11 protein-coding genes and 5 pseudogenes are annotated in these 11,327 nt (G+C 70.5%); 6 read left to right on the forward strand and 10 right to left on the reverse strand.

Annotated elements, in window-relative coordinates:
* The 3 genes and pseudogenes from ABZY12_RS33755 to ABZY12_RS33765 form a co-directional block, all read right to left on the reverse strand.
* Positions 1–581 (reverse strand): DEAD/DEAH box helicase (locus ABZY12_RS33755; protein WP_356897191.1); only part of this gene is annotated, 581 nt, incomplete at its 3' end.
* A 338-nt stretch (positions 582–919) separates the two neighbouring features.
* Positions 920–1,123, reverse strand: a complete 204-nt coding sequence (locus ABZY12_RS33760; protein WP_356897193.1) for a cold-shock protein — start codon at positions 1,121–1,123, stop codon at positions 920–922.
* 290 nt (positions 1,124–1,413) lie between these two features.
* Positions 1,414–1,604, reverse strand: a pseudogene (locus ABZY12_RS33765) (DNA-binding response regulator); the annotation flags it as partial.
* Positions 1,605–1,838: 234 nt separating this feature from the next.
* Here ABZY12_RS33765 and ABZY12_RS33770 point away from each other — a divergent pair.
* Positions 1,839–2,387 carry a tellurite resistance TerB family protein gene (locus ABZY12_RS33770; RefSeq protein ID WP_356897195.1) on the forward strand — a complete coding sequence of 183 codons (549 nt, stop codon included), beginning with the start codon at positions 1,839–1,841 and terminating at the stop codon, positions 2,385–2,387.
* Positions 2,388–3,320: 933 nt separating this feature from the next.
* On the opposite strand, the gene ABZY12_RS33775 is transcribed toward ABZY12_RS33770, so the two are convergent.
* Entirely contained in the window at positions 3,321–3,638 is a 318-nt protein-coding gene (locus ABZY12_RS33775; RefSeq protein ID WP_356897197.1) for a hypothetical protein, read from the reverse strand.
* Positions 3,639–3,781: 143 nt separating this feature from the next.
* Between ABZY12_RS33775 and ABZY12_RS33780 the strand changes: the two genes are divergently transcribed.
* On the forward strand, positions 3,782–4,291 hold the full coding sequence (locus tag ABZY12_RS33780; protein ID WP_356897199.1) for a MarR family transcriptional regulator: 510 nt from the start codon (positions 3,782–3,784) through the stop codon (positions 4,289–4,291).
* Between the two features lie 85 nt (positions 4,292–4,376).
* On the opposite strand, the pseudogene ABZY12_RS33785 reads toward ABZY12_RS33780, so the two are convergent.
* The 4 genes and pseudogenes from ABZY12_RS33785 to ABZY12_RS33800 all read right to left on the reverse strand — a co-directional run bounded on the left by ABZY12_RS33785 (position 4,377) and on the right by ABZY12_RS33800 (position 6,621).
* Positions 4,377–4,798: pseudogene (locus ABZY12_RS33785) on the reverse strand (PPOX class F420-dependent oxidoreductase).
* Positions 4,799–4,883: 85 nt separating this feature from the next.
* A complete protein-coding gene (locus ABZY12_RS33790) occupies positions 4,884–5,279 on the reverse strand; it encodes a nuclear transport factor 2 family protein (protein ID WP_356897201.1) in 396 nt (131 codons plus the stop codon).
* A gap of 62 nt (positions 5,280–5,341) precedes the next feature.
* A pseudogene (locus tag ABZY12_RS33795) lies at positions 5,342–5,476 on the reverse strand (MBL fold metallo-hydrolase); the annotation flags it as partial.
* Between the two features lie 539 nt (positions 5,477–6,015).
* A complete protein-coding gene (locus ABZY12_RS33800; RefSeq protein WP_356897203.1) occupies positions 6,016–6,621 on the reverse strand; it encodes a CGNR zinc finger domain-containing protein in 606 nt (201 codons plus the stop codon).
* Positions 6,622–6,712: 91 nt separating this feature from the next.
* Here ABZY12_RS33800 and ABZY12_RS33805 point away from each other — a divergent pair, with 91 nt between their 5' ends.
* The 4 genes from ABZY12_RS33805 (at position 6,713) to ABZY12_RS33820 (ending at position 10,731) form a co-directional block, all read left to right on the forward strand.
* Positions 6,713–7,507 (forward strand): MBL fold metallo-hydrolase, encoded by a 795-nt coding sequence (locus ABZY12_RS33805; RefSeq protein ID WP_356897205.1) that lies wholly within the window; start codon positions 6,713–6,715, stop codon positions 7,505–7,507.
* A 128-nt stretch (positions 7,508–7,635) separates the two neighbouring features.
* Complete coding sequence (locus tag ABZY12_RS33810; protein ID WP_356897207.1) at positions 7,636–8,721, forward strand: LLM class flavin-dependent oxidoreductase; 1,086 nt, start codon at positions 7,636–7,638, stop codon at positions 8,719–8,721.
* A gap of 88 nt (positions 8,722–8,809) precedes the next feature.
* Positions 8,810–9,415 (forward strand): NADPH-dependent FMN reductase, encoded by a 606-nt coding sequence (gene ssuE / locus ABZY12_RS33815; RefSeq protein WP_356897209.1) that lies wholly within the window; start codon positions 8,810–8,812, stop codon positions 9,413–9,415.
* A 41-nt stretch (positions 9,416–9,456) separates the two neighbouring features.
* Positions 9,457–10,731, forward strand: coding sequence for an MFS transporter (locus tag ABZY12_RS33820; protein WP_356897211.1), 1,275 nt, complete (start codon positions 9,457–9,459; stop codon positions 10,729–10,731).
* Between the two features lie 145 nt (positions 10,732–10,876).
* Here ABZY12_RS33820 and ABZY12_RS33825 read toward each other — a convergent pair.
* Positions 10,877–11,007, reverse strand: a pseudogene (locus ABZY12_RS33825) (IS701 family transposase); the annotation flags it as partial.
* 96 nt (positions 11,008–11,103) lie between these two features.
* Positions 11,104–11,327, reverse strand: a pseudogene (locus ABZY12_RS33830) (pectate lyase); the annotation flags it as partial.

Genomic DNA, 11,327 nt, shown 5'->3' on the forward strand with positions numbered 1-11,327 from the left:
GTGGTCACTCGCAGCCTGACGGCGCGGGCGTACGGAGTGAGCGCGTCGGTCACCTGTTGCGCCAGCTCACGCGTGGGGACGAGGACCAGGGCGAGTGGCTGCCGGGGCTCGGCGCGCTGTCCGGCGGTACGGGCCAGCAGCGCCAGTCCGAAGGCCAGCGTCTTGCCGGAGCCGGTGCGGCCGCGGCCCATGACGTCACGACCGGCCAGACTGTTCGGCAGGGTCGCACCCTGGATGGGGAACGGCACGGTCACGCCCTCGGCGACGAGCGCGGCCAGCATCTGCGCGGGCATGTCGAGATCGGCGAACGCCTGGACGGCGGGCAGCGCGGGGGTGATCGTCCGGGGGAGCGTGAACTCGCCCTGCACCGCGGCGGGCCGACGGCCGTAGCCGCCGGAGCCGGCAGTCGCCGCGCTCGATGAGGTCCTTGAGCCGCCCCGGGGTGGCGACGACGACCTCCGCCCGGCCGGCCCGCCGGAACGGCGCGGCGTCGGCGAACCGAAACGGCTGCCGCCCTTTCCGGCGTCGGCACTGCCGTGACGGGTGCGGGCGGATCGGTCGTTATTGCGTGTGCGGTTCATGCGGAACCTTCCTCGATGTGGCGCATATCAAGGAATTCCCGCAGCGATGAGCGGCACAGGGAACCACAAGTATGGACCGGTGATAACAGAAAGCAATCCGGCCGGTGAAAATACACGCGGGCGCAGATGCTGAAATGGGTGACGTGATGGGACGTAACATCCGGGCGTCGACCGTGGTGCGGCTCGTCAGGATGCTTCTGCATCCAGACGGAGGAGCCGCGCGAGGTGAGGCTGCGGATCCCCGGAGTCGTCCCGCAGGGGAAACCGATGCGGGAAACGCATGCAGCTGGGGCCCGCACCCCGAAGGATGCGGGCCCCAGCTACAAGATGCGTCAGCGTCAGGCCGGAACGATGTTCTCGGCGGTCGGGCCCTTCTGGCCCTGCGCGATGTCGAAGTTCACCTTCTGACCTTCGAGCAGCTCACGGAAGCCCTGGGCGGCGATGTTCGAGTAGTGGGCGAACACGTCAGCGCCGCCACCGTCCTGCTCGATGAAGCCGAAGCCCTTTTCCGCGTTGAACCACTTCACGGTACCAGTACTCATGCCATATCTCCTTTGGGGCAGTACATCGGTATCCGCACTGCGCGGACGCCGTGTCGCCGCGATGATTACCCCGCCCGGAAAATGACCGGAAATACAAGAGCGCTCCCACCAGCAGTAGCCGAGTGAGGGCACTTGAAGTTTTGGGAACCACAACTGCAACTGAGATCGACAGTAGCATGCCGCAACGGCCTGCGTACGTCGAAGAAATCCACTCTGTTCGTTGCTGCAATAACTCTCACTGCATGGTCCGTCAAACTCTCCCCTCGCGAGCGCAGATATCATTCTTTCCTGAGCGCCGCACGCAGTCCCTCGTCGCAGAACCCGAGCGGCATTCGGAGATCCGACACGGCCACGTTCGGGCGGTGGGCGGGCAGGATCTCGGGCGCGGTACCTACGGCGGCCACGACCTCGTGACCCGCCGAGGCGAGCAGCAGGACCAGCCCCTCCCGCAGCTGCTGTCCTCGGCGATCACCACACGCACGGCAGCTCCGCATCGATCACGCTCAAGCTCTCGACGGGGTGGACCTGGCGGCGCTTCACAGGAAACGGCAGTGCTCCTTGCCTGCCAGGCTTCCCCCGCCCGGCGCCTTACTGCCTTGAAGCCTGCAAGGGTCTGTGCATTTTGCGGAACCTTTGCTTGGAGGCATCCGTTGGTCCGGTGAACGCGCGAGCGGAATTCGCGACCGCTGACTCAGAGGAATACCGAGGGACATCAATGGCTATGTGGGACCGGCTCAAGGACCAGGCCAAGAATCTGCAGCAAGCCGAGCGCGGGGGCGGTGCGACCCACGGGCCGAGCCGCGGCGCAGGGTCCGGCGGTGGTCAACGCGCCCAGCTGGTAAGCACACTGAAGACGCAGCTCGGCTCCCTCAAGACCGAGCTGAAGAGCGGTGCGTACCGGGACGCGAGCATGGCGATGTGCGCACTGGTCGCTGCCGCGGACGGGCATGTGGACCCGGCCGAGCGACAGCACGTCGAGTCGATGATCCTCAGCAATGAGGTGCTGCAGAACTTCCCGCCGGAACAGTTGCGCCAGCGCTTCAACAAGCATGTGGACCAGCTGACCCACAACTTCCAGCAGGGCAAGGCCGAGGCGATGCAGGACATCGCCAAGACCGCCAAAAAGCCGACCGAGGCGAGGGCGGTGATCCAAACCGGCATCGTCATCGCCGGGGCCGACGGCGACTTCTCCCAGGCCGAGCAAATGATCATCCGGGATGCCTGCACAGTGCTGGGAGTGTCTCCCGCCGAGTTCCAGCTCTGATCTGCCGCGTCCGGATCCCAGACTGCTGACGCAGGGGCACATCGGGGGAGCCGGACGGCCGGCACGCCGTCCGGCGGCCAGAAGCGGCGCTCATTCACCCTGCGAGCGATCCGTGAGCGGGTCGGCAAGCGGGGTGTGTCCGCGTACCTGGAGAAGGCCGCGCAACGGCAGATCGAGCGCGACAACCTGGACGAGCTGACGGGCCGACCACGAGGCGCGCCCGGCCTCCCGTCGAGGACCCCGCCCAGCGGATGGAGGTGTCCCGTCCCGGCTCACCACCCGAAGACAGGCAGTAGGATTCCTCGTCCTCCAGGAACAGGACCGGAAAGATCCCTGTGCAGGTGGCTCGCCCCCCACCGCCACGTGCACGAACTCGACCTGACAACCTGCCAGGACGACGTCACGGCTTTCCGTTCGGCCAAGCCGTTCCACGGGCTGGTCGACTGTCGCCAGACGCGCCCGGTCACGCACGAGACAGCGGATCAGCGCCAACGTACGTCATAACGTGGCACCCGCCCCTGCGCCCCCTCGCACCGCGCGCGGCCGTGGGGCACCGATGCGCGACATCACCTGCTGCACTTCGACAGCGGGCACCTACCGGTGCCCGCCTCCATCCGGCGGGCGCGGTGGCCGGCCTCTGTCCCTGAGCGCCGTGCTGGCGGCCTCCGCACCGGCCGCTCCCGCCGAACGGATCGGTGGGAGCGGAAGAGTGACTGCCCGAACAGCCACGAGCCGTGGCGCGTGCCGGGCGTCTGCCTGGCCTTCCGGTAGTGCGCGGGAGTTACGGGAGGGTCGGCGGCTTCACCGTGCCCGGGGCGTAGTCGAAGTTGGGCGTGAGCATGCCGAAAAGACTGCCGGCGCGCGGTGTATGGAGAGCGCGGCCACGGCCCGCAACGCTCCCGCCCAGCGCCACTTGGACCTCAAGAACGACTTCTACGCGCCGGTCAGGGCGCGCGGGCAGACGCCAGACTCCGAGATCCGCCTGCGCCAGCCAATCGTCAAGCTGAAGGAACTCCGCGCCGAGGACGCCACGAACTGGCACAGCTGCGGACCGACATCGAGCACCTCGTCCGAGCTGTCGATCAACTGACCGCGCACAACCGGCAGTTGCGCGCCCTGCTCATGATCCTCACCCAGCTCGCCATGGTCGCGATCATGACGACGACGCCGGTCCACATGCACGACCACCGCCACGGAACCGCCGTCTCCGACGCCCGAGACCCCTGCCTCGGACATCACCGTCGACGGCATCGGCCTACTCTGCGTCACCCCCCAGCTGCGCCTACGCGAGGAGATCGACCGCGCGGGCGGGCTCCGCCATCCATGTCGTTGTCCGGCCGTGGGCGCCACCTACACTAGATCTTCCATGGAAGATAGTTCTTCGGAAGTGAATGATGGCTGATCTGAAGCTGCTGTACCGGGAGCTGGTCTCTCTGGAGATCGAGCTGTGGAACGGCATCGAGGGGCGGTTGCGGGCGGAGTACGACCTGCCGCTGACGTCGTTCGAGGTGTTGCATCTGCTGTTGCGCCGGCCGGGGCGTCGGATCCAGGACATCGCCGAGGAGTTCTCGATCACGGTGGGCGGGACGAGCAAGGTGGTCGACCGGCTGGAGGCGGCGGGCCTGTGTGAGCGTCGCGCGAATCCGAACGACCGGCGTTCGTCGATCGTCGAGCTGACGGCCGAGGGGCGGCGGCTGGTGGGCGGGGCGGTGAAGGTGTTCGAGGACGAGTTGGAGTTGCGGATCGGGTCGGTGATTCCTGAGCAGTCCGTTCAGGAGGTGACCGCGGTTCTCAGCACGCTGCGGGCGGCCGGACGGGCCCTGGACGCGGAGCGGAAGGCCGCGGGTCAGACGCCGGTGCCGGCGATGCGGGCGCCGAAGCAGCCCGGTCGGTCGGCCTCGTGAGCCAGGGTGCCTTGGGGGCGACGACGGGCGGCTGGTGCGGGGCGGTGAACCATCGTCACCGCCCGCACCAGCCGCCCGTTGTCGTTCAGTCGGCGATGCCGTCGAAGGCGATGACTTTGTCGATGCGGGCGCGGGCGAGGAGGCTGCCGGGGCCGCCGTTGCGGGCGGCGTACTCCCGGGGTGCGGTCTTCGCCCATGTAGCGGGCGCCGAGGAGGCCGCCCCAGTGCACCATCTCGTCGGGGTTCTCGGAGGCGCGTCCTTGGAGGATGACGAACGCGTACGGGGGGGCGGTCGTCGTCGACGCAGAGGGCGAAGCGTCCGTCGCGGGCGAGGTTGCGGCCTTTGACGCCGTCCTTCTCGGTGGTGAGCACGGTGTCGTCGCCGTCGAGGAGGAACCAGACCGGGGTGACGTGCGGGCTGCCGTCGGCCCGGACGGTCGACAGCTTGCCGGTGCGGGTACCGTGCGTGACGAACGCCCGCCACTGCTCGTCGGTCATCTCCCGCATGCGATGGCTTTCACGCTGATGGAGAGCAGTGCCTGTGGCCGTCGTGCGCCCCGCGGCCGGGTCGGCCTCGGGGCACACTCGGGTTTCAGCGGCCCCAGAAGGCGTCTTCGGCGCTCTGATCGCCGGAGAAGAGCCACATCTCGGTGATCTTGCCGTTCTGGACGCGCAGGAGGTCCACGCCGTCCATGCTCATGGACGCGTCGTCACGGCGGCCGGTGAAGTGGATGTGGGCGGCGACCAGATCGCCGTTGCCCATGAGTGAGTGGACCTTGTCGATGGCGAAGGTGCCCTGGCTGGCCTCCATCATGCTGCCGAGCATCCGGAAGACGGCGCCCTGGCCCCTGTGGTCGCCGGAGAACTGGTTGGTGCCGGGCTGGTGCCAGACGATCCGCTCGTCGAGGAGGCCGCCGAGGGCGGCCATGTCTCCGGTCTGCACGGCCTGGAAGTAGGCGCGGGCCAGGTCGAGGTTGGCAGTGGTCATCGTGGCTCCGGGGGTTCGGTCGGGGTCATGTCGGTCTTGACCAGCTTGTGGTCGCCCGGGAGGGGCATGGGGTGCTCGCCGGGCGGGTCGAAGGTCGGGTCGGCGACGAAGCCGAGTCCGCCGTACTCGATCAGGGCGGTTGGGCCGCCGTAGACATGCACAGGGATCTTTTCGCGGTTGGCGCCGGCGCCGGACATCGAGGAACCTCCCGGCCGGGGGAACGGTGGTACGAGGAAGATGTGACTCTCCGAGGCAGGCTAAATCCATACGGTGACCATTGCCCTGCAGAGGGGACTCTCGGGAACACGGCGGGGGTTGGCCCGCTCCGGGCCGGCCCGGCGCCCAGCAAATCATTTACATTCCATGGAAGCAACTTCCATGGATTATTGTTCCATGCCTATGGGTTCGGTGACCTGCGGTCTGCCGCCCCTCGGACAGCACAGGAACCCGGCGTCTCGGCCGCGGACGGTGAGGTCAGCAGGAACGAAGCGGTCGCGAAGAAGGAGTGGGGCGACTACGGCGTACGTGAAGAAGAACGCGGTCGAGTACCCGGGGCCGGTCCGCAACCTGATCAAGTCACCCCTCGACACCCGCGACATCGACCCGCTCACCAGCCCGGCCCGCGCCGAGGTCGGCATGACCGTGACCACCACCGACGACAAGGCCAGCCGCCGCCCAGCCCGGCTGCGCCGGGGCGGGTGCTGTCGTGTCCTGTCGGGCCGGCGGTGTGGCGTCGTCACTCCATCGCGGTGCGGCGGGCGTAGGCGCAGGCGGCGCGGGCGCGGTCGCCGCAGCGGGTGGAGCACCACTGGCGGCGGCCGTGCTTGAGCAGGAAGCGGTTGCATGGAGGGGAGGCGCAAGCGGTTAGGCGGGTGGCGTCGGGGGAGGTGAGCAGGTCGGCGGCGTCAGCGGCGATGACCGCCAGGGCGTGCTCGACGATCGCGGCGGTGGGGTGGGGTGTGGCGCGGTAGGGGCCGGTCTGCTCGCCCCAGAGCAGCAGGGATGCGGTGGGGACGCGGGTCATCGCGCCGTTGATCGCCGTGACGGCGGCGGGCAGGGCGGGCTGGTCGGCGACACGAGAGGCCAGTAGCGACCTGACCTGTTCACGCAACGAGCGCAGCCGTGTCGCGCACACCTCCGCCAAGCCGGCGCCGACCGGGGCGAGGCCGCGCCGCGCCAGCCACTGCTCGGCCTGCGCCGGGGTGCCCAGGAGGTCGGCCGTGTGCCCACCGGGCAGTGCGACGGCGCTGTTGGCCAGGGCCAGGGCGAGGTGCCCCGCCTCGCCCGGTGCCGACGGCAGGACGGCTTCGTCGATGGCTGCCTCCACGACGAACTCTCCCATGGTTCTCACGGTACGGGTTGCATTCATCCGTGAGGCACACCTACAGTCGACTCACGGTTAACACGCAATCTATCCGTGAGGAACTTCTTTCGTGTCTTCCCCGAACCCACAGACCGCCCCGTTCCCCGTCCGGGTCTTCGGTGGCCCGACTGCCCTCTTCGAGTACGGCGGCCTGCGCTTCGTCACCGACCCGACCTTCGACGGACCCGGCGACCACCAGGCGCCTGCCGTCGTGCTGACCAAGACGGCGGCGGCCGACGGCAGCCCGGCCGATCTGGGTCGCGTCGACGTGGTCCTGCTCTCGCACGACGAGCACGCCGACAACCTCGACACCTCCGGCCGGGCCCTGCTCGCCGACGTCCCGCTGACGCTCACCACCCCCGGCGGTGGGGAGCGTCTCGGGGAGGCCGCCACCGGCCTTGCCGACTGGCAGTCGGTCGAGCTCGAGCGCCGGGACGGCGGGCCCGGCACGGTCACCGTGACCGGCGTGCCCGCCATCCACGGCCCCGGCAAGCGCGAGGAGGTCGAGCCGATATGCGGCGAGGTCGTCGGGTTCGTTCTGACAGGCGAGGATCTGCCCACCGTCTACGTCAGCGGCGACAACGCCTCTCTCGACGCGGTCAGGGAGATCGCCGAGCGCTTCGCCCCGGTGGACACGGCCCTGCTCTTCGCCGGAGCGCCCCGCTTCCCCGAGGTCTTCGACGGCGGGCTGATCGTCCTGGACAGCGCCCAGGCCGCCCAGGCCGCGAAGCTCCTCGACGCCGGCCGCGTGGTCCCCGTCCATTACGACAGCTGGGCCCACTTCACCGAGGGCCGCGACGAGCTCGTCGCCGCCTTTGCCGCCGCCGGTCTCGCCGACCGCGTCGACTTCGGCGTCCGCGGCTGACCCATTTGCGTCGGGCCCGTACGCCGGACACGGCCGGGCGCCGGCCGACAGAGACCCGCCGCGGCTGTCGGTCGGCGCCCAGCCCCGCCCCACCCTCGCCTCCCACACCACCGAAGGACCGCACCACCATGACCGACCCGTTTCGCGGCACCCGCCACGGCTCCGCCCCCGCCCCTTTGTCCGTACTGGACTCCGCCATGACCGGCACCGGCCAGACCGCCGCGGAGGCGCTGGCCGGCAGCATCGAACTCGCCCGGCTCGCCGACCGGCGCGGCTTCACCCGCTATTGGATGAACGAGCACCACGCCATGCCCGGCGTCTCCACCTCCAGCCCGCCCGTCCTGCTGTCCCGGCTCACCGCGGAGACCAGCAGGCTGCGGCTCGGTGCGGGCGGGATCATGCTGCCCAACCATCCGCCGCTGGTCGTCGCCGAACAGTTCGGCATGCTTAACGCCCTCGCCCCCGGCCGCATCGACCTGGGTCTCGGCCGCGCCCCGGGCACCGATCACGCCACGGCCGACGCCCTGCGCCGCGGCGCGAGCGGCGCCGAGGACTTCCCCCAACAGGTCCTGGAACTGCTGCACTTCCTCGGCGACGACTTCCCCGCCGAGCACCCCTACGCCGACCGCGTGTACGCCGTACCGGGTCCCGCCCAGGACCGGCTCAACGGCGTCACTCCGCCCATCGGCCGCCTGCCGGTGTGGCTGCTCGGCTCGTCCGGCTACTCGGCGCAGCTCGCCGCCCGGCTCGGCCTGCCGTTCGCCTTCGCCGCGCACTTCAACCCGCGCGATGTCGTGGCCGCCCTGCGTCTGTACCGCGAACGGTTCACTCCGTCCGAGGCCCTGGCCGAGCCGTACGCGCTGGTCAGCTTCACCGTCGCGGCATCCGACGACGAGCGTCAGGCCCGCCGACAGGCCGGCACCCTCGCGCACGCCATGCTCCGCATGTTCCAGCGCAAGTCCTACCTGCTGCCGTCCCCCGAGGAAGTGGACGCCTACACCTACGACGCCCAGGAGCGCCAGGCCGTCGACAGCTGGCTGACCCACGTCCCGCACGGCACCCCCGAGCAGGTCACCGCCCACCTGAACCAGGTCCAGCGGGACTCCGGCGCCGACGAGCTCATGATCGGCAGCGTCGGCCACTCCGTCCAGGCCCGGCTGCGCTCCACCGAGCTGATCGCCGACGCCTACGGCATGCCCGACAGCCCGCACTGACGCGGGACGAGCGGGACCCAGTCCGTCGACGCCGATCACCCTTCACCGCCAAGTCCCGCTGATCCTCAGGAGTTTTCGAGGAGTTCCCGTGGCCACCGTCCTCGCCCTGTCCGGCAGCCCCTCCCGTACGTCCCGTACCGCCCTGCTGGCCGAGCACACCGCCGCGGGCCTGCGGGCCCTCGGCCACCGGACCCACGTACTCGCCCTGCGCGACCTGCCCGCGGCACCGCTGCTCACCGCGGACACCCACGACGCGTCGTTCGCCCGCGCCGTGAGCCTGGTGGCCGAGGCCGACGCCCTCGTCGTGGCCACCCCCATCCACAAGGCCGCCTATTCCGGCCTGCTCAAGACCTTCCTCGACCTGCTGCCCCAGCACGCGTTCGCCGGGAAACCGGTGCTTCCCCTGGCCACCGGCGGCAGCCCGGCCCACGTCCTCGCCCTCGACCACACCCTGCGCCCGGTCCTCACCGCGCTCGGCGCCCAGGTCGCCCAGGGCCGGTTCGTCCTGGACCGGCCCTGGGCGACCACTCCGGACGGCGCGATGGCCTCGACCACGACGACGAGCGGCAACTGGCCCGCGTCACCGACGAGTTCGCCCGCGCTCTCCAGGCGGCCCGCCCCCGGGAGGACCCGCCGAGGCGTCCCGCGCGCCCCTGACCGCCGCCTGACGACCACCGACCGCCCCGCCCGGTAGCCGCCACCCCGACCTCCCGGCAGCCCGAAAGCACGGACCCCATGGCCCACCTGCCCCTCTCCCCTACCCGCACCCCGCCCACCTCCACTCCCTCCATATCCGCGGTGCAGAAGCGCACCCTGACCGTGCTGCTCGTCTCCCAGATCCTCAGCGGTGTCGGCCTCGCCGCCGGGGTCACCGTCGCCGGGCTACTGGCCGGGCAGATGCTCCACAACACCTCGCTGACCGGCCTGCCCATCGCCCTGCTCACCGCGGGCTCCGCCGTCGCCGCCGTCGTCATCGGACGCGTCTCCCAGCGCCTCGGCCGCCGCCCCGGACTGGCCGCCGGATACCTCACCGGCGCCCTCGGCGGTACCGGTGTCGTCGTCGCGGCCGCACTCGGCAGCCCCGCGCTGCTGTTCGTCTCCCTGTTCCTGTACGGCGCCGGCACCACGTCCAACCTCCAGGCCCGATACGCGGGAGCCGATCTCGCCGCACCGCATCAGCGCGCCCGCGCCACCTCCACCGTCATCGTCGCCACCACCGCCGGCGGCATCGCCGGACCACTGCTCGCCACCCCCGCCGGGCACTTCGCGACCGCCCTCCGACTGCCCGAGCTGACCGGCCTGTTCCTCCTCTCCACGGTCGCGTTCACGCTGACCGCACTCACCCTCCTCGTATGGCTACGGCCCGACCCGCTGCTGCTCGCCCGCACCCTGCCCGCGACCCCGGCCGAGGGCGCAGCCGCGGATTCCCCCTCCCGGTCCGGGCCCGGGCTGCTCGTCGGCGTCGTGGTCCTCGTCCTCAGTCAGCTCGTCATGGTCGCCGTGATGACCATGACCCCCATCCACATGCACGCCCACGGCTTCGGCACCGCCGCATCCGGCCTGGTCATCGCCCTGCACACGGGTTCCATGTACCTGCCGTCGCCCCTGGCCGGCCGCCTCGTCGACCGATTCGGCGCCACTGCGATGAGCGTGGTGACGGCCGGCACGCTGCTCGCGGCGGGAGTGGTCGCCGCCCTCGCGCCCGGCCACTCCTTCACCCTGCTCACCCTCGCCCTCGTCCTGCTCGGCGTCGGCTGGAGCTTCGGCTTGGTCACCGGCACCGCGATCGTCACCAACAGCACGCCCCTGGCCACCCGCGCCAAGGTCCAGGGACTGGTCGATGTCGCCATCGCCATCGCGGGCGCTGTCGGCGGCCTGGCATCCGGCATCGTCGTCGCCTTCGCCAGCTACCCGACCCTCGCCGTTCTGTGCGGCGTACTCGCCTCTGTGGCTGCGCCCGCGGCCATCGTCGCGGCCCGCAAGGGCTCCTCGCGCGCCTGGCCGACGTAGTCGGGGTGGCACCGGAAAACGAGCGAAACGTGCCACACACCAGCCGCCGGGCAAGTCACGGGCGCGAATCGGTGGCGATGACCCCCGCTGCTCGAAGAGACGACTGAGGTCGTTTCATAGGTGGTCGCTCCTGAAACACCCGACCGCTGCGACGGACCAGGACCCAGTGCCGGCGGTCGGGCCGGTGCCAGGGCGGTGCTCGGCCCGGGCCCAGTCATAGACCCGCGGCCCGTGGGCCCCGGTCCCGCACGAACGGCGCCGCCACTTCTGCCGCGGCGGGGAGGCGATCAGTTCATCGACGCGGCGGCAAAGGCCGTTGCAGTACCAGACCCGGGGGCCCCGACGGCCGCTGCCGTCGGGGCCCCGGACCCGTCAGTCGTACGAGAGGTCGGAGCCCGTGTAACGGCAGGTCACGCCGTCGGGGCCGGTGCCGGTCTCGGTCGGCTCCTTGCCCGTGTTGTTTCCGGTGAACCGGACGCACGGCTTGATCTTCTTCTTGGTGTCGCCGTGGATGCGGACCTCGCGCAGGGCCGCGGTGTCGCCGTAGTTGGCGTTGACGCCGACGATCGACCCGCCGGGAGCGGTGACGTCCACGT

Origin of the sequence: Streptomyces sp. NPDC006551, assembly GCF_040611675.1 — a bacterium.
Taxonomy (GTDB): domain Bacteria; phylum Actinomycetota; class Actinomycetes; order Streptomycetales; family Streptomycetaceae; genus Streptomyces.